Annotated in this window: 26 protein-coding genes; 4 read left to right on the top strand and 22 right to left on the bottom strand. The window is 59.6% G+C overall.

All coding sequences use genetic code 11. From position 1 onward, the window contains the following. Positions 1–8: 8 nt before the first annotated feature. Entirely contained in the window at positions 9–653 is a 645-nt protein-coding gene (yfcF, locus tag ET34_RS0106635; protein WP_031520549.1) for a glutathione transferase, read from the bottom strand. A 194-nt stretch (positions 654–847) separates the two neighbouring features. Between yfcF and folX the strand changes: the two genes are divergently transcribed. Both folX and ET34_RS0106625 read left to right on the top strand, forming a co-directional pair. After that, positions 848–1,219 carry a dihydroneopterin triphosphate 2'-epimerase gene (gene folX / locus ET34_RS0106630; protein WP_031520547.1) on the top strand — a complete coding sequence of 124 codons (372 nt, stop codon included), beginning with the start codon at positions 848–850 and terminating at the stop codon, positions 1,217–1,219. Between the two features lie 75 nt (positions 1,220–1,294). Then, on the top strand, positions 1,295–2,188 hold the full coding sequence (locus ET34_RS0106625) for a TIGR01777 family oxidoreductase (RefSeq protein WP_035890941.1): 894 nt from the start codon (positions 1,295–1,297) through the stop codon (positions 2,186–2,188). Between the two features lie 84 nt (positions 2,189–2,272). On the opposite strand, the gene hisP is transcribed toward ET34_RS0106625, so the two are convergent. The 15 genes from hisP to pdxB form a co-directional block, all read right to left on the bottom strand. Beyond that, positions 2,273–3,046, bottom strand: a complete 774-nt coding sequence (hisP, locus tag ET34_RS0106620) for a histidine ABC transporter ATP-binding protein HisP (protein WP_031520543.1) — start codon at positions 3,044–3,046, stop codon at positions 2,273–2,275. Positions 3,047–3,057: 11 nt separating this feature from the next. Then, entirely contained in the window at positions 3,058–3,777 is a 720-nt protein-coding gene (locus ET34_RS0106615) for an ABC transporter permease (protein ID WP_031520541.1), read from the bottom strand. Continuing rightward, positions 3,774–4,460, bottom strand: coding sequence for a histidine ABC transporter permease HisQ (locus ET34_RS0106610; RefSeq protein WP_031520539.1), 687 nt, complete (start codon positions 4,458–4,460; stop codon positions 3,774–3,776). Before ET34_RS0106610 ends, ET34_RS0106615 begins: the two co-directional genes overlap by 4 nt. Positions 4,461–4,563: 103 nt before the next feature. Next, positions 4,564–5,346 (bottom strand): histidine ABC transporter substrate-binding protein HisJ, encoded by a 783-nt coding sequence (gene hisJ, locus ET34_RS0106605; protein WP_031520537.1) that lies wholly within the window; start codon positions 5,344–5,346, stop codon positions 4,564–4,566. 189 nt (positions 5,347–5,535) lie between these two features. Beyond that, entirely contained in the window at positions 5,536–6,318 is a 783-nt protein-coding gene (gene argT, locus ET34_RS0106600) for a lysine/arginine/ornithine ABC transporter substrate-binding protein ArgT (RefSeq protein ID WP_031520536.1), read from the bottom strand. 274 nt (positions 6,319–6,592) lie between these two features. Beyond that, entirely contained in the window at positions 6,593–7,162 is a 570-nt protein-coding gene (locus tag ET34_RS0106595; RefSeq protein WP_031520534.1) for a UbiX family flavin prenyltransferase, read from the bottom strand. 117 nt (positions 7,163–7,279) lie between these two features. Further along, a complete protein-coding gene (gene purF / locus ET34_RS0106590) occupies positions 7,280–8,797 on the bottom strand; it encodes an amidophosphoribosyltransferase (RefSeq protein WP_031520532.1) in 1,518 nt (505 codons plus the stop codon). A gap of 34 nt (positions 8,798–8,831) precedes the next feature. Next, on the bottom strand, positions 8,832–9,320 hold the full coding sequence (gene cvpA / locus ET34_RS0106585; protein WP_031520530.1) for a colicin V production protein: 489 nt from the start codon (positions 9,318–9,320) through the stop codon (positions 8,832–8,834). Positions 9,321–9,507: 187 nt separating this feature from the next. Next, a complete protein-coding gene (gene dedD, locus ET34_RS0106580; RefSeq protein ID WP_031520529.1) occupies positions 9,508–10,227 on the bottom strand; it encodes a cell division protein DedD in 720 nt (239 codons plus the stop codon). Then, positions 10,217–11,485, bottom strand: a complete 1,269-nt coding sequence (gene folC / locus ET34_RS0106575; RefSeq protein WP_031520527.1) for a bifunctional tetrahydrofolate synthase/dihydrofolate synthase — start codon at positions 11,483–11,485, stop codon at positions 10,217–10,219. Before folC ends, dedD begins: the two co-directional genes overlap by 11 nt. A gap of 66 nt (positions 11,486–11,551) precedes the next feature. Next, positions 11,552–12,472, bottom strand: coding sequence for an acetyl-CoA carboxylase, carboxyltransferase subunit beta (gene accD / locus ET34_RS0106570; protein WP_031520524.1), 921 nt, complete (start codon positions 12,470–12,472; stop codon positions 11,552–11,554). A gap of 263 nt (positions 12,473–12,735) precedes the next feature. Further along, complete coding sequence (locus ET34_RS0106565) at positions 12,736–13,395, bottom strand: DedA family protein (protein ID WP_031520523.1); 660 nt, start codon at positions 13,393–13,395, stop codon at positions 12,736–12,738. Positions 13,396–13,420: 25 nt separating this feature from the next. Next, positions 13,421–14,233: a tRNA pseudouridine(38-40) synthase TruA gene (truA, locus tag ET34_RS0106560; RefSeq protein WP_031520521.1), complete on the bottom strand. Its 813-nt coding sequence runs from the start codon at positions 14,231–14,233 to the stop codon at positions 13,421–13,423. Beyond that, on the bottom strand, positions 14,233–15,246 hold the full coding sequence (locus ET34_RS0106555; RefSeq protein WP_031520519.1) for an aspartate-semialdehyde dehydrogenase: 1,014 nt from the start codon (positions 15,244–15,246) through the stop codon (positions 14,233–14,235). Before ET34_RS0106555 ends, truA begins: the two co-directional genes overlap by 1 nt. 62 nt (positions 15,247–15,308) lie before the next feature. Next, positions 15,309–16,445: a 4-phosphoerythronate dehydrogenase PdxB gene (pdxB, locus tag ET34_RS0106550; RefSeq protein ID WP_031520518.1), complete on the bottom strand. Its 1,137-nt coding sequence runs from the start codon at positions 16,443–16,445 to the stop codon at positions 15,309–15,311. Positions 16,446–16,605: 160 nt separating this feature from the next. Between pdxB and flk the strand changes: the two genes are divergently transcribed. Further along, positions 16,606–17,610 (top strand): flagella biosynthesis regulator Flk, encoded by a 1,005-nt coding sequence (flk, locus tag ET34_RS0106545; RefSeq protein WP_031520516.1) that lies wholly within the window; start codon positions 16,606–16,608, stop codon positions 17,608–17,610. 59 nt (positions 17,611–17,669) lie between these two features. On the opposite strand, the gene fabB is transcribed toward flk, so the two are convergent. Then, a complete protein-coding gene (gene fabB / locus ET34_RS0106540; protein WP_031520515.1) occupies positions 17,670–18,890 on the bottom strand; it encodes a beta-ketoacyl-ACP synthase I in 1,221 nt (406 codons plus the stop codon). A gap of 156 nt (positions 18,891–19,046) precedes the next feature. Here fabB and mnmC point away from each other — a divergent pair, with 156 nt between their 5' ends. Next, positions 19,047–21,047: a bifunctional tRNA (5-methylaminomethyl-2-thiouridine)(34)-methyltransferase MnmC2/FAD-dependent 5-carboxymethylaminomethyl-2-thiouridine(34) oxidoreductase MnmC1 gene (gene mnmC / locus ET34_RS0106535; RefSeq protein WP_031520513.1), complete on the top strand. Its 2,001-nt coding sequence runs from the start codon at positions 19,047–19,049 to the stop codon at positions 21,045–21,047. A 67-nt stretch (positions 21,048–21,114) separates the two neighbouring features. Here mnmC and ET34_RS0106530 read toward each other — a convergent pair whose 3' ends face one another. Genes ET34_RS0106530 through aroC form a run of 5 tightly spaced genes read right to left on the bottom strand, consistent with a single transcriptional unit; the run spans position 21,115 to position 24,689 of the window. After that, a complete protein-coding gene (locus tag ET34_RS0106530; RefSeq protein ID WP_031520511.1) occupies positions 21,115–21,393 on the bottom strand; it encodes a YfcL family protein in 279 nt (92 codons plus the stop codon). 31 nt (positions 21,394–21,424) lie between these two features. Then, positions 21,425–21,964, bottom strand: coding sequence for an elongation factor P hydroxylase (locus ET34_RS0106525; RefSeq protein ID WP_031520510.1), 540 nt, complete (start codon positions 21,962–21,964; stop codon positions 21,425–21,427). Next, positions 21,965–22,765, bottom strand: a complete 801-nt coding sequence (locus tag ET34_RS0106520; protein WP_031520508.1) for a sulfite exporter TauE/SafE family protein — start codon at positions 22,763–22,765, stop codon at positions 21,965–21,967. A 9-nt stretch (positions 22,766–22,774) separates the two neighbouring features. After that, entirely contained in the window at positions 22,775–23,599 is an 825-nt protein-coding gene (mepA, locus tag ET34_RS0106515) for a penicillin-insensitive murein endopeptidase (protein ID WP_031520506.1), read from the bottom strand. Positions 23,600–23,603: 4 nt separating this feature from the next. Beyond that, a complete protein-coding gene (gene aroC, locus ET34_RS0106510) occupies positions 23,604–24,689 on the bottom strand; it encodes a chorismate synthase (RefSeq protein ID WP_031520504.1) in 1,086 nt (361 codons plus the stop codon). Positions 24,690–24,708: the final 19 nt, after the last annotated feature.

Below are 24,708 nucleotides of genomic sequence, written 5' to 3'. Positions count from 1 at the left end.
TGCCTGACTCAGACTGCCAGCCGGCTTTTCAGGTCAATAAACTGCTGAACCGAGGCGCGCTGCCACTGAAAGGTTGCGTACTCAACCAGACGCGCCGGCACCTTATCACCATTAAGGATCAGTCGGTTAACCATCAGTGCCAGATCGGTATCTGCAATACACCATTCGCCGAACAGATTCTGCTGGCCTTCGGGCAGCAGCGTTTCCACCGCGCCGATCAGCCGCTGTGCCTGGGCCTCCCCCACCGCACTCAGCGCCGGTTTTTTCACCCCGCCAAACACCACGTCGGTAGGACGCTCTTCGCGGATTGGTCCCAGATCGCTGCGCAGCCACGCCTGAATCTGCCGCGCTCGGGCGCGGTTTTCTGGATTATGCGGATAGATACGCTCCCAGGTTGGCGGCGCAAAGCGATCTTCAAGGTATTCGGTGATAGCCGAGGATTCGGTCAGCGCAAAGTCGTCCACAATAAGCACCGGCACGCGGCGCGTCAGATCGGCACCCGGCCAGCGAGCATGCTGATGCTGTCCGGTGTTGAGGTCGATGGTTTCCAGCGAAAACTTCAGCCCCTTTTCGGTCAGGGCAACAAATACCGACATCACGTACGGGCTAAAGAAATTTGCATCTGACCACAGCGTTATCGAAGGCTGACTCATAAATCCTCGCAAAATCAGGGGTGAGAAAGAAAAATATAACGCAGCTTGGGCAGTGTCACCTGCAAAAAATCGCCCTGTTCAGCTATTCCCGTTCCCCACCGGCTTACAGGCGTAATTAAAGCGCTGCGCCCTCATGGGCGCACTGATTTTCCTCGTGTATTATTGACGCGATTTATACACAGAGGATTGTCACCATGTCAGCCCAGCCAGACGCCATCATTCGTATTAAAAATCTGCGCCTGCGTACGTTTATCGGTATCAAAGAAGAAGAGATCGCCAATCGTCAGGATATCGTCATCAACGTGGTTATCCACTATCCGGCCGACCAGGCGCGCCAGAGCGAAGACATCAACGATGCGCTCAACTACCGCACCATCACCAAGAACATCATTCAGCACGTGGAAAACAACCGTTTTGCCCTGCTGGAGAAGCTAACCCAGGACGTGCTGGATATCGCCCGCGGTCATGCCTGGGTCACCCGCGCCGATGTGGAGATCGACAAACTCCACGCCCTGCGCTACGCCGATTCGGTGTCAATGACGATGGGCTGGCGACGTCCGCAATAATCACCTGCCAGTGTGAAGGCCGCGCGGGAATGCGCTACGCTGATAACAGCGGAACACGCACAACAGGGAGCACGCATGAACATTGTGGTGACGGGCGGTACTGGCCTTATCGGTCGCGCGCTGGTGTCGCGTTTGCTTGAGACGGGGCATCAGGTGACGGTGGTGACGCGTGATGTCGAGCGCGCCCGAAAGGCACTCGATCCCCGCATCACCCTGTGGCGCGGTCTGAATGACCGTACCGATCTCAACGGGGTGGAGGCGGTGATTAATCTGGCGGGCGAACCCATCGCCGACAAACGCTGGACCGAGGCGCAAAAACAGCGCCTGTGCGACAGCCGCTGGCAGATAACCCAGCGACTGGTCGATCTCATCAAAGCCAGCGACAAGCCGCCCTCGGTGTTTATTTCCGGCTCCGCCGTGGGTTACTACGGCGATCTCGGCGAAGTGGTGGTGACCGAAGAGGAGCCGCCGCACAACGAATTCACCCACAAGCTCTGTTCCCGCTGGGAGCAGATCGCCGCGGGTGCCTCCTCGCCGGCCACCCGCGTCTGTCTGCTGCGCACTGGCGCGGTGCTGGCCCCCAACGGCGGGATGCTGGGCAAACTGGTGCCGCTGTTCCGCATGGGGCTTGGCGGCCCGATCGGTTCAGGACGTCAGTATCTGGCGTGGATCCATCTGGATGACATGGTGAACGGCATTCTGTGGCTGCTGAATAACGATTTGCGCGGGCCGTTTAACATGGTTTCGCCTTATCCGGTGCGTAACGAACAGTTCGCGCATGCCCTCGGCCACGCCCTGCATCGCCCGGCATTTATGCGCGCGCCGTCAACCGCCGTGCGGCTGATGATGGGAGAATCCTCGGTATTGGTGCTCGGCGGCCAGCGCGCCCTGCCCAAACGCCTTGAAGCCGCCGGTTTCGGGTTTCGCTGGTTTGAGCTGGAGGAGGCGTTGCGGGATGTGGTGCGCTAATCCGGCGATGCCTCATATCTGAGCCCCCTTTCCCACGCCCTCCTGATAAGAGGGCCGGGTGAAGGGTGGCATTGTCGCCTTAACTTACTTCAGCGAGCCTTTTAAGAACTGCTGCAGACGCGGGCTTTGCGGGTTGTTGAATACTGCTTCCGGCGCGCCCTCTTCCTCGATTTTTCCCTGGTGCAGGAAAATAACATGGCTGGAGACGTGACGGGCGAACTCCATCTCGTGGGTCACCACCACCATGGTTTTTCCCTCTTCGGCGAGCTGCTGCATAATGCGCAGCACTTCCCCCACCAGTTCCGGGTCGAGCGCCGAGGTCGGCTCATCGAACAGCAGCACCTCCGGCTCCATCGCCAGCGCACGGGCAATAGAGACGCGCTGCTGCTGGCCGCCGGAGAGATGCACCGGGTATTTCCCCTGGGCGCGCTCGTCGATGCCCACCTTCGCCAGATACTTCAGCGCCCGCTCGCGGGCATCCGCCTTGCTCAGGCCAAGCACCTGAATCGGCGCTTCCATCACGTTCTCCAGCACCGTCATGTGGCTCCAGAGATTGAAGTGCTGAAACACCATCGTCAGACGGGTGCGCAGCAGGCGCAGCTGGTTTTTATCCGCCACCTTAAGCTGGCCGTCTTTGTCGCGCACTAAGGTGATGTTCTGGTTGCTCACCACAATCGTGCCTTCGCTCGGTTTTTCGAGGAAGTTAATACAGCGCAGGAAGGTGCTTTTTCCGGAGCCTGACGAGCCGATAATGCTGATCACATCCCCGGCGTTCGCTTTTAAAGACACCCCTTTCAGCACTTCATGTTCGCCGTAGCGCTTGTGCAGATCGGTAACATTTAATTTATTCTCGGACATGCGTTAATCACTCAGTGCGACGGGGAAGTCGGTTTAACGTGCCCCAGCCAGCGCTTCTCCGCTTTGCGGAACAGGCTAATCAGGACATAAGAGATAATCAGGTACAGCACCGCAGCGAGGCCAAAGGCGGTAAACGGCTGATAGGTCGCCGAGTTAATATCCCGGGCGATCTTCAGCAGATCCGGCACCGTGGCGGTGAAGGCCAGCGCCGTGGAGTGCAGCATCAGGATCACTTCATTGCTGTAGGCCGGCAGCGCGATGCGCAGAGCCGACGGCAAAATAATGCAGCGGTACATTTTGAAGCGCGAGAAACCGTAGGCGCGCGCGGCTTCAATTTCGCCGTGCGGCACGGCGCGAATCGCACCGGCAAAGATTTCGGTGGTATAGGCACAGGTATTGAGCGTCAGCGCCAGCACGGTACAGTTCAGCCCGCTGCGGAAAAAGGCGTTGAGCATCTCGGTGCCTTTTACGATCTCCAGCGTGTACATCCCGGAGTAGAACACCAGCAGCTGGACATAGAGCGGCGTGCCGCGAAACACCCAGGTAAACAGCCAGATCGGGAACTGAATAAATTTATTGCTGGAGACGCGGCCGATGGCGAGAAACACGGCCAGAATACCGCCCATCACCACCGAGGCGATCAGCAGCCACAGCGTAATCGCCACGCCGGTAAAGCGATAGCCGTCGGTCCAGAGCAGGGACTTCCAGTACTCCTGAATAATCTCGATCACAGCTCTGCCCTCTTCACGCCCACGGTGTAGCGACGCTCAAGCAGCCACAGCACGCCGTTCGATACGGTAGTAAACACCAGATAAATCACCCCGCAGACAATGGCAAAATAAAACGGCTCCCAGGTGCTTTTCCCGGCCAGCTGCGTGGCTTTCACCACGTCTTCCAGCCCCAGCAGCGACACCAGCGCCGTAGCTTTGAGAATCACCTGCCAGTTGTTGCCGATGCCGGGCAGCGCATAGCGCATCATCGCCGGGAACAGAATGCGGCGGAAGGTCTGCCCGTTGGTGAAGCCAAACGCGGTGGCGGCTTCGATATGCCCCTTCGGCACCGCCATAAAGGCGCCGCGGAAGGTTTCGGTAAAGTAGGCACCGTAGATAAAGCCGAGGGTAATGATCCCCGCCACCATCGGGTCGATGTCAAACTGTCCGACCCCCAGGGCCTCGGTGATGCTGTTGAGCACGATTTGCAGCCCGTAAAAGATGAGCAGCATCAGCACCAGATCCGGCACGCCGCGGATCAACGTGGTATAGGCTTCAAACAGCAACGCCAGCGGACGGTTGCGGGAAAGTTTTGCCGCCGCACCGGCCAGGCCGATGAAAACGGAGAGGATGACGGAGGTGATGGCGAGTTCAAGCGTCACCAACGCGCCCTGAAATATGACCTGAGAAAACCCGTGCAGCATGCGACTGTCCTGTGATAAGTGGTATTCAGCGAGCGGTGTCTTGTGGTCCGCCGCCGCACATGACGCGCGGCGACGGGGATCGCACCTTGCTCACAGGTGGGGTTTAGCCACCGTACACATCAAAATCAAAATACTTTTTCGCCAGTTTTTCGTAGGTTCCATCCGCGCGCATGTCGGCAAACGCTTTATTCAGCGCTTCGCGCAGTTCCTTATCCTCTTTACGCAGACCCATACCGGTGCCGACGCCAAACAGCTTTTCATCTTTAATTGACGGGCCGCCGAACTGGTAGTCTTTACCGATCGGCTGTTTCAGGAAGCCTTCGCTGGCAGCCACTTCGTCCTGGAACGCAGCGTCGATACGCCCGGCGGTCAGGTCGGCGTAGATGTTGTCCTGCCCCTGATAGGAGACAATCTCCACGCCTTTCGGTGCCCAGTGGACGTTACCGTAGGTTTCCTGCGTGGTGCCCTGCAGCACGCCGACGCGTTTGCCCTGCAGCTTCTCCAGTGAAGGCTCGATAGCCGACCCTTTTGCTACCACCAGACGCGAATCGGCGGCATAAAGTTTGTCGGTAAAGGCGATTTCCTGCTGGCGTTTTTCGGTGATCGACAGGGATGACATGATGGCATCGATTTTCTTCGCTTTCAGCGACGGGATCAGCGCGTCCAGCGGGTTCTCCACGAAGGTACATTTGGTCTGAATGCGTTTGCATAGCTCTTTCGCCAGATCGATGTCAAAACCGACCAGCTCACCCTGGGCATTTTTCGATTCAAACGGGGCATAAGTCGGATCGGTGCCGATACGTACGGTAGACGGCAGCGCGGCGAATGCAGTGGATACGCTGGAGAACGCCAGCGCCAGAGATAAAGACAAAACCAGCTTCTTCATAAAAATCCTCGTCAGACTCTTTTTTTAAACGGAAAGCGTATAAGGATAAAAGTGCTGGTATCGTGCCATTTTATGCATGACAGGGCAAAATATTCTGCGGTATGCGCGCATCTTCACAATTCTGGTGCGTAACTATGCAGTTATGCGCCACGCTGGTGCAATGCGTGCACCAGCGTGGCGCAGGCGCGCTTAGTCGCCGTAGACGTTGAAGTCGAAATACTTCTTCGCGAACTTGTCGTAGGTGCCGTCTTTACGCAGTTCAGCAAACGCTTTATCGAACGCGGCTTTCAGCTCGGCGTCATCTTTACGCAGGCCAATGCCAGTGCCGTCGCCAAAATACTGCTTGTCCTTCACGGACGGGCCCGCGAAGGCAAATTCTTTACCGGCAGGCTGCTTGAGGAAACCTTCGCTGGCAGCCACTTCATCCTGGAACGCGGCATCAAGGCGACCGGCGGCCAGGTCGGAGTAAATCAGATCCTGGTTCTGGTAGGCCACCACGTCCACGCCCTTGTTGCGCCAGTTGGCGTTAGCGTACGACTCCTGGGTTGAGCCCTGCAGCACACCGACGTGCTTGCCTTTCAGGACGTCAATCTCCGGGGTGATCGGCGAGCCTTTGGCGGCGATAAGGCGCGAATCCGCTGCGTAAAGCTTTTCAGAGAAGGCAATTTCCTGCTGGCGTTTTTCGGTGATGGAGAGCGAGGAGATAATCGCATCGATTTTCTTCGCTTTCAGAGACGGGATCAGCGCGTCGAAATCGCTACCCACCCAGGTACATTTCACCTGCATGCGTTTGCACATCTCATTGCCGAGATCGATATCGAAGCCGACGAACTCGCCTTTGGCATCTTTAGAGGAAAACGGCGCATAGGTGGCATCCGTACCAATACGAACGGTCTGCGGAAGTGCTGCAAAGGTGCTGGCGCTGACAGACAGCCCGAGCAGCAGTGACAGAGCAAGAGCCTTCTTGTTCATACATAACCCTCAAGTGATGAGATTTTTATTATCGAATGTTGTGTGTTGCCCGAAGGTGTTGCACTTCTTGTGCCACTTTTCGCGGAACGCACGAGGGGGTGGCAAATGTTAACGAAAGGTTGCAATCACGCTCAGCAATGAAAGATAGCACCCTTCCGGCGGTTGCCGGAGGGAGAAGAGGCTCAGGAGGAAGTTAATTTTGCAGGATATGATCGCGCTTGCAGATTTGCGCCAAAATGAGGCACCGCGCCTCGCTTTGCACTAAAAGCGTGCTTCAGGCACCCTGCCAGCGGGTGAACAGATCGGCGGGCAGCTCAATATCAAACTGGTCCAGCACGCGATTCACGGTCTGGTTAATCACATCGTCGAGGCTTTGCGGACGATGATAGAACGCCGGTACCGGCGGCATAATGATGGCACCCAGCTCGGCGGCCTGGGTCATCAGCCGCAGATGGCCCAGATGCAGCGGCGTTTCGCGCACGGCCAGCACCAGCGGACGGCGCTCTTTCAGCACCACGTCAGCCGCGCGGGTTACCAGGCTGTCGGTATAGCTGTGCACAATCCCGGAAAGGGTTTTAATCGAACAGGGCAGGATAATCATGCCGGCGGTTTTGAACGAGCCGGAGGAGATGCTGGCGGCAATGTCGCGCGTGTCGTGCACCACGTCGGCCAGCGCCTGCACGTCGCGCAGCGAATAGTCGGTTTCCAGCGACAGCGTCTGACGCGCCGCCTGGCTCATCACCAGATGGGTTTCCACCCCCGCCACGTCGCGCAGCACCTGTAACAGGCGCACCCCGTAAATGGCACCGCTTGCGCCGGAGATCCCAACAATGAGTCGTTTCATATCTGTCGCCTGAATAAAAGCATCTGGCGCTGACTTTGCCGTAATACGCAGGGAGTTGCAACCCACGGTTGCCGGGAGGAAAACGGCCTTCCCCCGCGAGAGGGAAGGCAAAAGGCGTTAGCCTTCGTTATGCATTTCGAGGTTTTCGACTTCGTTCTGGCGCACCAGCGCTTTGGTGTCGTCGTTGCGCAGGGAGTCGAGATAGTCGAGATACTGCTGATCGACGTCTTTGGTCACGTACACGCCGTTAAATACCGAGCATTCAAACTGCTGAATATCCGGATTTTCCGCACGTACCGCATCAATCAGGTCGTCCAGGTCCTGGAAGATAAGCCCGTCAGCACCGATGATCTGGCGGATCTCGTCCACTTCACGGCCGTGGGCAATCAGCTCGTTGGCGGTCGGCATATCGATACCGTAGACGTTGGGGAAGCGGATTTCCGGTGCCGCAGAGGCCAGATAGACCTTCTTCGCCCCGGCTTCACGCGCCATCTCGATAATCTGCTCCGAGGTGGTGCCGCGCACGATGGAGTCATCCACCAGCAGCACGTTCTTGTCGCGGAACTCGGCGCGGTTAGCGTTGAGCTTGCGGCGCACTGACTTACGGCGCAGCTGCTGGCCCGGCATGATAAAGGTACGGCCAACGTAGCGGTTCTTCACGAACCCCTGACGGTATGGCTTATCGAGAATGCGCGCGATCTCCAGCGCGATATCGCAGGAGGTCTCCGGGATCGGGATCACCACGTCGATATCCAGATCTTCCCATTCGCGGGCGATCTTCTCGCCAAGCTTCTGCCCCATGCCGACGCGCGCGCTGTAGACGGAAATTTTGTCGATGAAAGAGTCCGGACGCGAGAAGTAGACGTATTCGAACAGGCACGGGTTGCTCACCGGGTTGTCCGCGCACTGGCGCGTGAACAGCTGGCCCTTCTCGGTGATGTAAACCGCTTCGCCCGGCGCCACGTCGCGCAGGAATTCGAAGCCCAGGGTATCCAGCGCCACGCTCTCAGAGGCCACCATATACTCGGTGCGACCATCGCCCACGTCGCGTTTGCCCAGTACCAGCGGGCGAATACCGTTCGGGTCGCGGAAGGCGACCATGCCGTGGCCGATAATCATCGCCACACAGGCATAGGCACCGCGGATCAGGCGGTTAGTCGCCGCGATGGCGGCAAAAATGTTATCCGCCTCAAGCGGGTAGTGGCGGAAGTTATCCAGCTCGCTGGCGAACACGTTGAGCAGGATTTCAGAATCTGAAGTGGTGTTGATGTGGCGACGCTTCTCTTCAAACAGCTTGTTGCGCAGTTCGTGCGCGTTGGTCAGGTTACCATTGTGAGCAAGGGTAATGCCGTAAGGAGAGTTAACGTAGAAAGGTTGCGCTTCGGATGCGCTTGAGCTGCCGGCGGTAGGGTAGCGCACGTGGCCGATACCCATGTTGCCCTGCATACGCTGCATATGGCGTGCTTCAAATACATCGCTCACCAGACCGTTTGCTTTACGCAGACGGAAGCAGTTGTTTGCATCAATGGTGATGATGCCTGCGGCATCCTGCCCACGGTGCTGAAGCACCGTTAACGCGTCATAAATCGACTGGTTGACCGGCATGACACCGGCGATACCGACAATACCGCACATACGTCTTATTCCTCGTTAAGCCACATCACAGGGCTTACGCCCTGGGCAAAAAACTTGACGAGCCTTTCAGGTAGTCGAAGAACCACCCGATGATGACGCTGAAGTGTGGGATTAACACTGACTTCTGCCAGTCTTCGCCTTTCGACATGCCGGTGAAGGTATCAAGGAAGAACAGAATGGCAGCGACGATTAACACCCCGCGCAGTGCACCAAAGCAGATCCCTAACACCCGGTCTGTACCCGACAGGCCGGTTTTTTCCACCAGCGCGCCTAACACGTAGTTAACGACAGCGCCGACGATAAGCGTCGCGATAAACAGCACCGCGATGGCAATCCCATTACGTACCAGTTCGTCTTCAAAGCCCGTAAACCAGACAGACAGGTAAGTGTAGTAATGACTGGCAACAAAGAAAGCACATCCCCATGTCACCAGCGATAACGCTTCACGAACAAAGCCGCGAATCAGGCTAACCAGAGCGGAAAAACCAACGATTGCGATAATGGCGTAATCAATCCAGACCATAAGTGTCCCACGATGTTACGCCCTGTCGTCCAGTTCGGGGCGCATTCTAACAGAAAAAGAAAACGTTTGCGTAGGGATTTCCGTGCCCTACAGAAATAAAAAAGGCGTTGAAAAAACATTCAACGCCATCGCGGAGTTAGCTGCTTTTTTGTCCCGTTTCGCTGCGGCGAACCGCAGCAATCCGGCATCAGTTGGCGCTATACCCCATGACCACACCGTTCAGGCCGGAGAGCTGATTCAGCTCGCCCAGCGAGCCTTTCAGCTTATCGCGTGACGCGTCCGGCCCGACCAGAATACGGGTGATTTTGCCCGGTACCGGCGTGGATGGCGAGGTGTAAACGCGGTACCCGTTGGCGCGAAGTTTACCAACAATTTCATTCACTTTGTCGGCATTTTTTAATGCACCCAGCTGAACCACATACGCCTTGCCGGTCGGTGCCGGGATCGGTTTTTGCTCGGCCACGTCAGGGGACTCGTTAGCCATCGCCAGCTGCTCCCCGGTGGTGTCGCGCTGCGGCTGCGGTTTTTCAACCGGCTTCGGTTTCGCGGCTTCCTGCGGCTTCGGCTTGACCTGAGTCGGTTTCGGCTTCGCGGCCGGCACCGGGGCCTCGTCAATACCCGTGCCGTTATCGGCGACCATCTGCGTCCCGTCCAGCGACGGTGCAGCGGCATTGCCCGCCCTCACCTCTTCTGCGGCACCCTCCGGCGGCTGCGCGGGCAGCGCCTGGGTGGCTGCCGGCAGCATGTCCGGCTCGTCGTTATCCCCGGGCTTCGGCACCAGCGGGATTGCGGCGAACTCATCCTGATAGTGTTTTTTCTGCCCGTCGAGCATGCCCGGAAGCAGGATCACCCCGAGCGCGACCAGCACAATGGTGCCGACTAAACGGTTCTGAAACTTACTTGCCACCGGTTCTCCCCGCTTCGATTTCTTCCATTACCTGCGCGACCGTGTGAAACGAGCCGCACACCAGCACGGTGTCCTGTGGCGTTGCCTCAGACATCGCACGCAGCCACGCCTGCGGCACGCTTGCGAACGGCTCGCCTGCGCCCAGATGGGCAATCAGCTCTTCAGCCTTCGCGCCCCGCGGCCCGTCCAGAGGGGCACAATACCAGCTATCGACTACCGGCTCCAGACAGGCCAGCGTACCGGCAATGTCCTTATCATGCAGCATGCCGATCACCGCCAGCGTGCGTCCGTTTTTCGGCTGCTGTGCCAGGCGCTGCGCCAGATAAGCGGCAGCATGGGGATTATGGGCAACGTCGAGGATCACCTGCGGCGCGTCCTGAACAATCTGGAAACGGCCCGGCAACGTCGCAGAAGCCAGCGCCTCGCGAATAACCGCCTCGCTCACCGCAAGCCCGCTGGCACGCAGCGCGGCAAGCGCCGTAGCGGCGTTAGGCTGTGGCACTAACGGCAGCGGCAGCGCCGTCAGCTCGCCCTGAGCGTCGCTGAAACGCCAGCCGTCGGTTTGCACCTCATAGCGCCACTGCTTATCTCGCTGCAGCAACAGCGCGCCCTTCTCTGCGGCGACATCAGCGATGCTGCGCGGCATATCCGGCTCGCCCACCACCGCAGGCTTACCGGCACGGAACACTCCCGCCTTTTCACGACCGATGCTCTCGCGATCCGGACCCAGCCAGTCGATGTGATCCAGTGCGATGCTGGTCACCACCGCCACGTCGGCGTCCACCAGGTTGGTGGCATCCAGACGCCCGCCCAGCCCCACTTCAAGGATAGCGACGTCCACCCGAGCCTGCTTAAACAGCCACAGCGCCGACAGAGTGCCGTACTCAAAATAGGAGAGCGAAGTTTCACCGCGTGCGGCTTCGATCTGCGCAAAGGAGGCGGTATGGTCTGCTTCACTCAGCTCCGCGCCCTGGATGCGTACCCGCTCGGTATAGCGCACCAGGTGCGGCGAGCTGTACACGCCGACGCGATAGCCTGCAGCAATCAGCATCGCTTCAAGCAGGCGGCAGGTGGTGCCTTTGCCGTTGGTGCCGGCGACGGTAAATACGAACGGGGCCGGTTTTGCCACGTTGAGCGTCGCAGCGACGCGGCTGACACGCTCAAGCCCCATGTCGATGGTTTTCGCGTGCAGATTTTCCAGATAAGAAAGCCACGTGGCCAGGGGCGACGTGGCGTTGGGAATTACGTCTTTGTCCATCATACCCGTGTCTTTTTACGTGCTTGAAAGGCAAAAAGGCAGGGCCAGACTGGCCCTGCCTTTCAGTTACTCGATCTCGTCCTGCTGCGGCGCAGGCGGAACGACGATGCTCTCGCGCGGCTTGTCAGGATTTGGGGCGGGAAGATTCATCATTTTCGCCAGGATGCTGGCCAGCTTCAGGCGCAGCTCCGGACGACGCACGATCATATCGATAGCGCCTTTTTCGATCAGGAACTCACTGCGCTGGAACCCAGCCGGCAGTTTTTCACGTACCGTCTGCTCGATAACGCGTGGACCGGCAAAGCCGATCAGCGCTTTCGGTTCAGCGATGTTGAGATCGCCGAGCATCGCGAAGCTTGCCGATACGCCGCCCATGGTCGGGTCGGTCAGCACGGAAATGTACGGCAGACCGCGCTCCTGCATTTTTGCCAGCGCCGCAGAGGTTTTCGCCATCTGCATCAGCGACATCAGCGCTTCCTGCATACGCGCGCCACCGGAGGCGGAGAAGCAGATCAGCGGGCAGTTGTCTTCCAGCGCCTGCTCAACCGCACGCACGAAACGCGCGCCCACCACGGAACCCATCGAGCCGCCCATGAAGGCAAACTCAAAGGCTGCCGCCACAACCGGCATATCGTGCAGGGTGCCTTTCATCACCACCAGCGCGTCTTTCTCACCGGTCTCTTTCTGCGCGGTCGCCATGCGGTCTTTGTATTTTTTGGAGTCTTTGAACTTCAGAACATCTTTCGGCTCAAGTTCGCTACCCAACTCCACTAACGTGCCTTCATCTAACAGGCTGTGCAGGCGATCGCGCGCCGACATACGCATGTGGTGGTCGCACTTCGGGCAGACGCCAAGGTTACGCTCCAGCTCGGCACGGTAAAGTACCTGGCCGCAGCTGTCGCACTTGGTCCACACCCCTTCAGGGATGCTTGCCTTGCGGGTGGGGGTGATATTGCTCTTATTGAGAATTCGTTCAATCCAGCTCATTGATGACCTTTCTGCCTGAACCTGGGATACCCGAACCGTACTGCCATAGCACTACAGTACATGCCGGCGCGGGTACAGATGCCAGTTTTGACCGTGGGGCGCGGAATGCAAATCCCCCCGGGCAACCAAATAAATGGTGCACATTAAAACATAATGGCCGACGACTTGGGATAAAAAAGTGGTCGAACCGCGCTTAGCTGCGCATATTTCCGGTTATCGTACCGGCCCGGAGGGTGATATTCCACCGGGCCGGAAGCTTAACCTTAGCGCCCCTGCCGCGCCGCTGCACGTTTATGGCGAATAACTTCCACCACGCCCGGCAGGATCGACACGATAATGATGGCCACGATCAGCAGCTTCAGGTTCTCCTGCACAAACGGCAGCGTCCCGAAGAAGAAACCGGCGTAGGTAAACAGCAGCACCCACACCAGCGCGCCGATCACATTGTAGGCGGCGAAGTGACGATAGGACATTTTACCCATGCCGGCGACGAACGGCGCAAAGGTGCGTACGATCGGCACGAAACGCGCCAGGATGATGGTTTTGCCGCCGTGACGGGCGTAAAACGCGTGGGTTTTATCCAGATAGCTGCGACGGAAGATTTTCGAGTCCGGATTGCTGAACAGCTTATCGCCGAACAGTCGTCCGATGGTGTAGTTGACGGCATCGCCAAGGATCGCCGCAATGATCATCAGCAGCACCATCAGATGCACGTTCAGATCGTTGCCCGGCAGCGACGCCAGCGCACCGGCGACAAACAGCAGTGAATCTCCCGGCAGAAAAGGTGTTACCACCAGCCCCGTTTCACAGAACAGAATCAAAAACAGAATGGCATATACCCAGACGCCGTACTCCGCCACCAGTTCAGCAAGGTGAACGTCGATATGCAGAATAAAATCAACAATGAAAAGAATAACATCCATAATATTCCGGTTTCCCAGACTGCATTCAGTCAGCTAAAAAAAGTGGGCCCATCGGCGGGTGCGGCAGGTCAAACTGCGCCGGATAGTCAACTGCTACCAGATACAGCCCTTCCGCTTTCGCCGTCGCTGCCGCAAGCGTTCTGTCCTTTGCCGCCAGCAGTTGTGCAATCCAGCTCTCTGGCTGGTTACCACAGCCCACTTCCATCAGGCTGCCCGTAATATTACGCACCATGTGATGAACAAAGGCATTCGCCTTGATATCTATCACTACATACGCCCCGTAGCGCGCGACGTTGATATGCATCACGTTACGCCAGGGAGTACGGGACTGGCACTGTACGGCGCGAAACGAGGTGAAATCGTTCTCGCCGATCAGGCTCTGTGCCGCCCGGTGCATCCGCTTCTCATCGAGAGGATGATAGAAGTGGGTAACTCCTTGCTGTAAAACCGCCGGGCGCAGCCGCTGGTTGTAGATAATGTAGCGATAGCGACGCGCCGTTGCGCTAAACCGCGCATGAAAATCATCCGGCACATCTTTGACCCAGCGTACCGCGATGTCTCCAGGTAAATTCGCATTTACACCCAGCGTCCAGGCCGCGTCTTTACGCTCAACGCTGGTTTCGAAATGCACCACCTGGCCGGTAGCATGCACGCCGGCATCGGTGCGCCCGGCGCAGAAAACGCTAATCGGCTCATTCGCCACCTGGGACAGCGCTTTCTCCAGCTTCTCCTGCACGCTGCGCACTTCATTCTGGCGCTGCCAGCCGTAGTACTTGCTGCCGTCGTACTCAATGCCCAGCGCGATCTTACGGCGCGGTTTATCGTGCAACTCAGACATCAGTAGAGATACTCCTGCAGGAGCTTCTCTGCGGTTTTAATTGCCATCAGCGCGCCGCCGTAGCGCACGTTATCTGCTACCGACCAGAACTGGATCTGCTCCGGCATACCGTAATCGTTACGCACGCAGCCAATGGAGAGCTGAGCGTTGCCGGAGGCATCCGCCACCTGCGTCGGGAAGGCGTTCTCTTCTGACAGCGCAATGTCTTCCGCCAGACCCAGCGCATCGCGCGCCTCTTCTGCGGCCAGCGGGCGCATCGCTTCGAAGCTCACCATCTGGGCATGACCGTAGAACACCGGTGACTGCACGCAGCTGGCGGAGATCATCACGCCTTCGTCCTGCAGGATCTTACGCACTTCATCAATGATAATGCGCTCTTCCGCCACCACGCCCTGGGCGTCCGGCAGCAGCGGCAGCAGGTTGAACGCCAGCTGACGGCCAAAGAAGTCGTCTTCGTCCACCGGAATACCGTTGAGCAGACGCGCGCTCTGCCCGGCGAGGGCATCTACCGCCGCTTTGCCGTGGCGTGAGGCGGCCAGCAGGCTGGTGACCTGAATACGCGACAAACCGCCCGCGTCGATCAGCGGTTTCAGCGCTTCCAGCAGCTGGCTGGTCAGGCTGTTGGCGACCGCCACCAGGTTGCGGTTGCGGTAGTCGGCCAGCACGAACGGGTTCACATCCGGCACTACCAGCGGCACGTCCGGCTCCAGCGCAAACAGGCCGCTGCTGTCGATGACCAGGCAGCCCGCATTGGTCGCCTCATCACACCAGGCCGCGGAGGCTTCGGCACCCGCGACAAAGAAAGCGAGCTGGGCCTGCGTCCAGTCAAAGGCGGCGACATCCTCAACGCGGATGCTTTTGCCGGCGTAGCGCAGGGTCTGCCCGGCGCTTTCGCTGCGTGCCAGGGGATAAATCTCACCAACCGGGAACTGGCGTTCTTCTAACAGTTCAAGCAAGGCTTCACCCACGGCTCCCGTGGCGCCCAGGATGGCGATATTCCAGCCTTCAGACATGTGGTTTACTCCAGACAATAAAAAAGCGTTCCCCGCCTGCTGCGAGGAACGTGAGAATCGTATTAGCGGGCCGGGTGATGAACGGCGTTAAAACCAAGCTTCGCCAGCAGCGCAGCGGCGTCGGCATCATCACACTGAATATAGAGCGATGACCACTCGCGACGCTCCTGATAATGTTTGCGCAGCTTGTCGAACTCACCCGCCTGCCCGGCGACCGCGCGCAACGGCGCATCGTCGCGGCGCACATCATACACCAGATGCACCAGGCTTTTCAGCGTAGCCTGATCGAGCGGACCGTGCAGCGTCAGGCGACCAAACGCCGGTGCGGGCAACAGGGTATCGAGCGCCACCTGCTGCCGTTGACCGATAAACTCGCTGAATGCTTCAAACACCTGCGTGGTGCCACGCGCCTTGCCTTCCAGGGTATAGCCGGCGATATGGGCAGTGCCGATATCGACCCGCGCCAGCAGCGCCAGATTGAGATCCGGCTCCGGCTCCCAGACGTCCAGCACCACGCTGAGGCGCTGCCCCGCGTCCAGACGAGCAAGCAGCGCGGCGTTATCCACCACCGGCCCGCGACAGGCGTTAATCAGGATAGCGCCGGGCTTCAGGCTGCGGATCAGTGCCTCATCGGCGAGATGATGGGTTTTATAAGGACCGTCTTTGAACAGCGGCGTATGAAAAGTCAGAATATCCGCATCGCGTACCAGGGCTTCCAGCGGCAGGAAATCGCCGTCGTCGCCGCGATCGGCACGCGGCGGATCGCACAGCAGCGTGCGCACGCCGAGCGCCTCAAGACGCGCCTGCAGCCGTGAGCCAACGTTGCCGACACCGACGATGCCCACCGTGCGGTCGGTCAGGGTAAAGCCGTCGCGCTCGGCGAGCAGCAGCAGTGCGGAAAAGACATACTCCACCACGGCAATGGCATTGCAGCCTGGTGCTGCGGAAAAGCCAATCCCCGCCTGCGCAAGCCAGGCGTCATCCACATGATCGGTGCCCGCCGTTGCAGTACCGACAAAACGTACCGGTTTCCCGTCCAGCAGTTGGGCGTTAACTTTCGTCACCGAGCGCACCATCAGTGCGTCGGCGTCGTTCAGCTCCTGCTCCGGGATCGGGCGGCCCGGCACGGCCTTCACGTCGCCGAGACGACTGAAGAGTTCACGGGCGTAAGGCATATTTTCATCAACGAGGATTTTCACGATACGGTACCTGTCTGAGTGCGGGAAATAACCTTTGCAAAGCCTGCCCATCGGGGCTGTTGGGCCAGGGCGTAAGTGTGCCATAATCTCGCCGCCAGGCATACTTGCTCAACTGGCCCAGTGTGGCGCTACCTCGTGGCAGATTTAAGGACTATTGATGATGCAACCCATTCAGGGGGCTCAGGCTCGCCCTCCCGGCGACCCCCCTTCCCCGCAGACCACTGCCGGAGAGCAACCGCTTTCCAGCCATCAGCGCACCGTGCTGGAGCGGCTCATTACGCGCCTGGTGGCGCTGACGCATCAGCAAAGCGCTGAAGTCTGGGCTACCCTGCGCCACGACCTCGGGTTGCAGAGCGAAACGCAGCTGCTGTCGCGCCACTTCCCTGCGGCCGAACAGAGCCTCAGCCAGAAGCTCAGCACGGCCCAGGACAGCCACGCCACCCGTCAGGTGCTGCAGCAGCTCACCGAGTTGCTGGGCCAGGGCAATAACCGCCAGGCGGTGAGCGACTTTATCCGCCAGCAGTTCGGCCAGACCGCGCTGAGCCAGCTTACGCCAGAGCAGCTCAAAACCGTGCTGACGGTGCTGAAAGAGGGTCAGATCGCCATCCCGCAGCCGCAGCAGCGCCCGCAGACCGATCGTCCGCTGCTGCCGGTGGAGCACAACACCCTCAACCAGGCGGTGACAAAACTCGCGGCGGCGACCGGCGAATCCGGGAAGCTGATCTGGCAGTCGATGCTGGAACTCTCCGGGGTGAAAAGCGGTGAACTGATCCCGGCCCGGCACTTTGCGCTGCTTAACACCTGGCTGCAGGCGCGCCAGACGCTGGCGAACCAGGCCGCGCCGACGCTGCACAGCGTGCAGGCCGCGCTCAAACAGCCGCTGGAGCCGCAGGAGTGGCGTGAGATGACCGACTATGCGCAGCAGCGCTGGCAGGTGACGCCGCAGAACATTCTGACTACCGCCCAGGTGCAGGACATTCTCAACCAGGTCTTCCTGCGCCGCGCCGAACGCGCACCTGATTTCCTTGAAGCGCGCAACGTGCAGCCAATCTACAACCCTTTTATCGCGCCGTTTATTACGCCGATCAAAACCCTGACCGCTCGCCCCGGCATCGCGCTGCTCGCCCTGCTGGTGGTGATGATCCTGTTCTGGATGCTGATCTGACGTTGCGCCGCGCCCATAAAAAAAGGAGCCAGTTGGCTCCTTTTTTATTGCTTAGCGGCTTACGCGTTGTATTTACGCATTATCAGCGTGGCGTTGGTACCACCGAAGCCGAAGCTGTTGGACATCACGGTAGTGAGTGCCTGCTCGGTCGGTTTGGTGACGATGTTCATGCCGTTCGCCTGCTCGTCCAGCTCGTCGATGTTGATGCTCGGCGCCACGAAGCTGTGCTCAAGCATCAGCAGGCTGTAAATCGCTTCCTGCACGCCCGCCGCACCCAGAGAGTGACCGGTCATAGCTTTGGTAGCGGAGATAGACGGGGTGTTGTCACCGAAGACTTCGCGAATTGCACCCAGCTCTTTCACATCGCCCACCGGCGTAGAGGTGCCGTGGGTGTTCAGGTAGTCGATCGGGGTATCCAGGCCGTGCATCGCCATCTTCATGCAGCGCACTGCGCCTTCGCCAGACGGAGCTACCATGTCCGCGCCGTCGGAGGTCGCGCCGTAGCCGACGATCTCAGCGTAGATGTGCGCGCCACGTGCCAGCGCGTGCTCCAGCTCTTCAACCACAACCATACCGCCGCCGCCAGCGATAACGAAACCATCGCGGTTGGCATCATAGGTACGGGAGGCCAGGTCCGGGTTTTCGTTGTATTTGGTCGACAGCGCGCCCATCGCGTCGAATTCACACGCCATTTCCCAGCACAGCTCTTCGCCGCCGCCGGCAAAGACGATGTCCTGTTTGCCGAGCTGGATCTGCTCAACCGCGTTACCAATACAGTGCGCGGAGGTGGCACAGGCGGAGCTGATGGAGTAGTTCACACCGTGAATTTTGAACGGGGTCGCGAGGCACGCGGAGACGCCGGATGCCATTGATTTGGTTACCACGTAAGGGCCAACCGCTTTCAGACCGCGCGGGCTACGCATCGCGTCAGCGCCGAACACCTGATATTTCGGGGAGCCGCCGCCGGAGCCAGCAATCAGGCCGACGCGCGGATTGTTCTGGTATTGCTCTTCCGTCAGGCCGGAATCAGCAACCGCCTGTTCCATAGAGAGAAAAGCATAGACAGATGCATCACTCATGAAACGCACGATTTTGCGATCGATAAGGCCAGTGGTATCCAGTTTAACGTTACCCCAGACGTGACTGCGCATTCCGGAATCTTTGAATTCCTGAGAGAAAGTAATCCCTGAACGCCCTTCACGCAGAGATGCCAGGACTTCCTGCTGGTTGTTACCGATGCTGGAAACGATGCCCAGGCCAGTAATCACTGCACGTTTCATTCAATACCTCTGTAATAGCTCTGTTTTAGGATTCGAGACGCAAGATAGCGTACACTTGTACGCCGAACAAGTCCGATCAGCCGATTTGCTGGTAAATTTGCGCCTGGCGGCTCACATCGCTAACATCGCTCCACTGCCTGCCAGACGAGAACTTCCGTGAAAGAAAACGCCATTCAGCCTGCCCGCCTGCACTTCAATGATGAGGGTACACCTGTTTCCCGAGATTTCGACGATGTTTACTTTTCTAATGATAATGGACTCGAAGAAACGCGTTACGTTTTTCTCGACGGCAACGGCCTGCCTCAGCGCTTCGCCAGCCATGAGCGCCAGTTGCTGGTGGTGGGCGAAAGCGGCTTTGGCACCGGGCTTAACTTCCTGACGCTCTGGCAGGCCTTCGCTGCCTTCGCGCGCGCGCAACCGCAGGCTACCTTACAAAGATTACACTTCATCAGTTTTGAAAAATTTCCCCTCACCCGCGACGATCTAACCCGGGCACACGCCCACTGGCCGGAGCTGGCTCCCTTTGCCGCCGAGCTGCAGGCGCAGTGGCCCCTGCCCTTCCGCGGCTGCCATCGTCTGCTGCTTGACGGCGGCCGCGTGACCCTCGATCTGTGGTTTGGCGATATCAACGGGCTGACCGATGAGCTGGACGAGACCCTTAACGGGAAAGTGGATGCCTGGTTCCTCGACGGATTTGCCCCGTCCAAAAACCCGGACATGTGGACCCCCGGCCTGTTCGCTGCCCTGGCGCGTCTGGCCCGCCCGGACGCCACGCTGGCGACCTTCACCTCCGCTGGCTTTGTGCGTCGCGGGCTGCAGGATGCCGGGTTCGACATGCAAAAACGCAAGGGGTTTGGCCGCAAGCGCGAGATGCTGGTAGGCCGGAAGCAGCCAGCCTCACCGGCCAGGCCGTGTACCCCCTGGTACGCCCGCGGCCCGGCGCAGGGTCGTGAAGTGGCGCTGATTGGCGGCGGCGTGGCCAGTGCGATGCTGGCCCTGGCCCTGCTGCGACGCGGTTTTCAGGTCACGCTGTGGTGCGAAGATGACGCTCCGGCGCAGGGTGCCTCCGGCAACCGCCAGGGGGCGCTGTACCCGCTGCTGAGCCAGCACGATCCGGCGCTGGCGGCGTTCTTTCCGGCGGCCTTCACCTTTGCCCGCCGCCTGTATGATGCCCTGCCGCTCGATTTCGACCACGACTGGTGCGGTGTGACTCAGCTCGGCTGGGACGAGAAGTCGCAGCACAAAATTGCGCAGATGCTGCGCCTCGACCTGCCTGAGGCGATCGCCCATGCGGTTAGCGCCGATGCGGTGCATGAGGCCTGCGGCGTAGCCACCGGCTGCGGCGGCATCAGCTACCCGCTCGGCGGCTGGCTGTGTCCGGCGCAGCTTACTGCCGCAGCGCTGGCGCTGGCCAGAGAACAGGGCATGAAAGTGCACTATGGCCGTAAGGTCACGGCGCTTCAGCGCGCGGCAGACCAGTGGCAACTTCAGTTTGCTGACGGCAGCCAGGCCACGCATCAGGTGGTGGTACTGGCGAACGGGCACCAGATCGGCGACTTCGCCCAGACCCGTGAGCTGCCGGTGTACGCGGTGGGCGGCCAGGTAAGCCATATTCCCACCACACCGGGGCTGTCCGCCCTGCGCCAGGTGCTGTGCTACGACGGCTATCTGACGCCGGCGAACCCTGTCAGCCAGCAGCACTGCATCGGGGCCAGCTACCATCGCGGCCAGCGGGAAATGACATACAGCGAAGCGGATCAGCAGCACAATCGCCAGCGGCTGATTGACTGCCTGCCGCAGGCCGACTGGACGCAGGAGGTGGATGTCAGCGGAAGTGACGCCCGTTGCGGCGTGCGCTGCGCTACCCGGGATCATCTTCCGATGCTGGGCGGCGTGCCGGACTATGACGCCACGCTGAGCGCGTATGCCGATCTCTGCGAGCAGCCGAGCGACGCGCCGCTCGCGCCGGTCTATCCCGATCTGTTTATGCTGGGTGCGCTTGGGTCGCGCGGGCTGTGCAGCGCCCCACTGGCTGCGGAAACTCTGGCTGCGCAGATGAGTGATGAACCGCTGCCGCTGGATGCCGCCACGCTGGCCGCGCTGAATCCAAATCGACTGTGGGTACGAAAATTACTGAAGGGCAGACCGGTGAAGTGACGGGCGCGGATGCTGGAACGATGCACGAGCAGTATGATGCCCCCTGCCAGGCGACAGGGGGTCTGACTTAACGCAGCGTGGCCTGCTGGAACAGGTTTTCCCACATGCCGACAACCAGCGCCTGATCGCGCGGTGACAGCTCACCGGCGTGAATGGCTTTCTCCAGGCTGGAGGTCACTTTGGCGTGCACCGCGCGCGGAGAGTGATCGTCGCCGGCCTCCAGTTCAGCCACCGCGAGCGTGAGATGGCCGCGCAGATAACCGCTGGCAAACAACTCATCATCACTGGCGTGCTCCACCATATCGTCAATTAACGCCAGAATGCGTGCTTCAAATTCCGCGATCATCTTCTTTCCTCATTCAAATGACATGGCCGCATCAGAGATCTTCCGGCCATGGAAACTGGTCCGCCGTCAGGGGCGGCGTATTGTAATAAACCTGCAGGGCGGCAATAAAACGGGTCGGGCGCGGCGGAATGCCGTGCTCCAGCCACGTCATCACCTGGGCGTGGACGCGGCGCTGAAATGCAATGCGATCCGGCTCAACGTCACCTTCCAGATTGTCGCAGCTGACGTTAAACGGGAAGCCCGCCGCCACGCAGAACATCCACTCCAGCGCCTGGGGTTTTACTTCCACATCTTCAAACTGCCCCTGAGTTGCCGCATCGCGGCCATCCGGGCAGTACCAGTAGCCAAAATCAACCAGCTCGCGCCGGGCTGCCCCGGCGATACACCAGTGGGAGATCTCGTGCATGCCGCTGGCGTAAAAGCCGTGCGCAAAGACGATCCGGTGATAAGGCGCCTGCTCATCAGCAGGAAGATAGATCGGTTCGTCGTCGCCTTTAATCAGACGGGTATTAAAATCGCCGGCAAAGCAGCCGTCGAAAATGTCGATCAGGTCCTGATAGCGGTGTGTCATTTATCCATTCATCCCCAGCCAGTTTAGGATTTCCTGTCCATGGCTGTCATATAAAAGTTTGGCGCTCATTACCGCCGAGACGATAACGATCATCGGACGGATCAGCGTCTGTCCTTTACTCAATACCAGCCGCGATCCGAGGCGCGCGCCGCAGAACTGGCCGACCAGCATTACCAGCCCGGTGCCCCAGACCACTTTGCCGCCGATGATAAACAGCAGCAGGCCGCCGAAGTTGGAGGTGGCATTCAGTACCTTCGCGTGGGCAGTGGACTTTGCCAGGTTATAGCCGCACAGCGTGACGAACGCCAGCGCATAAAACGATCCGGCGCCCGGCCCGAAAAAGCCATCGTAGAAACCGACGCAGCCCCCGGCCACCAGCGCGAACGGCAGGCCGTACAGGCGGCGGTGGCGATCCTCCTCGCCCAGCTTCGGCATCAGCAGGAAGTAGAGGCCAATGGCGATCACCAGAATCGGCAGGATCTGGCGCAGCAGATCTGAATTAACATGCTGCACCAGCAGCGCGCCGCTGGTCGAGCCGATAAAGGTCATCAGAATATTGAGCTTCTGATCGGCGAGATTCACCACCTTGCGGCGGATAAAATAGAGCGAGGCCGAAAACGAGCCGCCGCAGGCCTGAAGCTTGTTGGTGGCCAGCGCCTGGGCCGGTGACATCCCCGCCGCCAGCAGCGCAGGGACGGTAAGCAAGCCGCCCCCACCCGCCAGAGCATCAATAAAACCCGCCAGCACCGCGACGAAAAACAGCGCGGCCAGCATCAGCGGGGAGACCATAAACCATTCCATTACTCTTCCTTAAAGCAGATGCTTATCGAGCAGCGCCTGGCATGACGGCGGCGGCGGTGGCGGCGTAGATTTCGTCGGAGCTTTGCTGCCCGGCGGCGGTGGCAGGAACCAGCTCTGCAATTCTGCACCGCAACCATCGCCCGGCGGCGGCGCTGCCTGCTCCAGGCACTCCAGGCTGTCAGCCGGGCAGCGCAGGCGCACGTGCATGTGGGCGCGATGGGCAAACCACGGGCGGACTTTATTGAGCCAGCCGCGATCCGGTCCAGCCTCAAGGCAGAGCTGCTGCTTGATTGCCGGGTTCACGAAGATGCGCGTGACCTCATCGTCCTGCGCGGCGGTTTTGATCAGCGTGCCGATCTCCGGCTTCCACAATGACGGAATAACCCCTTTGCCGTTGACGGCCACCAGGTCGATGGCCTGTGGCCTGCGTAGCTGAGCGCTGGTCCAGCGCGTCTGCGGCAGTTGCAGGAAGATGTCGACGTCCAGCCCGGTCTGATGGCTGGCGTGACCGCTGCTGAAGCGCCCGCCGGCGGCCATGCCCATGTCGCCCACCAGCACGGTGCCCAGCCCCTGGCTGCGCACCTGCTGGCTCATCCGCTCGATAAAACGCACCAGATGCGGATGACCGAAATAGCGGCGCTGGTCGGTGCGCATCACCTGATAGTTTTCCGCGTCAAGCGGTAGCGCGGATGCACCGATAATGCAGCCGTTGGAGAAACTGCCGATGGACTGCGGGCTGCCGGCGATGGGATGGGTGATTTGCTGCCAGGGGGTGGCGGCCTGAGCCGCGCTGCCGGCCACGAGGGCCAGCAGCAGAGCGAGCGTTTTTTTCATCGCGTTACCAACGAGGGAGTGAACTGACCACATCGCCGTTCTGTGCGCGCTGGCGCAGCAGGTGATCCATCAGGACGATGGCCAGCATGGCTTCAGCAATCGGCACCGCGCGGATACCGACGCAGGGATCGTGACGACCGCGGGTCACCATCTCCACCGCCTCGCCGTCGCGATTTACAGTGCGCCCTGGCACCATGATGCTGGAGGTTGGCTTCAGCGCCATATTCGCCACAATCTGCTGACCGCTGCTGATACCGCCGAGGATGCCGCCGGCATGATTGCTCTGGAAGCCCGCCTCGGTGATTTCGTCCCGGTTTTCGCTACCGCGCAGGGCAACCACACCGAAACCTTCACCGATTTCCACCCCTTTCACCGCGTTGATGCTCATCAGCGCGTGGGCAATATCGGCATCCAGACGATCGAAGACCGGCTCACCGAGACCCGGCGGAACGTTATCTGCCACCACGGTCACTTTCGCGCCGATGGAGTCGCCCTCTTTCTTCAGGCCGCGCATCAGCTCGTCCAGCGCCTCGATTTTGTCCGGGTCCGGGCAGAAGAACGGATTCTGCTCGACCTGCGCCCAGTCTTTGATCGCCAGCGGAATATCGCCCATCTGGGTCAGGCAGCCGCGGATGACAATGCCAAATTTCTGCGCCAGGTATTTTTTGGCAATGGCCCCGGCGGCGACGCGCATCGCCGTTTCACGCGCAGAGGATCGTCCACCGCCGCGATAGTCGCGCAGGCCATATTTTTGTTCGTAGGTGTAGTCGGCATGCCCCGGACGGAACACGTCTTTGATGGCGCTGTAATCCTGCGAGCGCTGATCGGTGTTTTCAATCAGCAGACCAATGCTGGTGCCGGTGGTGACGCCGTCAAAGACGCCGGAGAGGATTTTTACCTGGTCGGGTTCACGACGCTGGGTGGTGTAGCGCGAGGTGCCAGGGCGGCGGCGGTCGAGATCGTGCTGCAGATCCGCCTCGCTCAGCGGGATGCCCGGCGGTACGCCATCCACGATGCAACCCAGCGCCAGACCGTGCGACTCACCGAAAGTGGTCACGCGGAAGAATTGTCCAATACTGTTTCCTGCCATCACGGCCCCGTTGTCGTTG

Source organism: Siccibacter colletis (assembly GCF_000696575.1).
GTDB lineage: Bacteria > Pseudomonadota > Gammaproteobacteria > Enterobacterales > Enterobacteriaceae > Siccibacter > Siccibacter colletis.
This window is presented reverse-complemented; position numbering and strand designations above follow the sequence as displayed.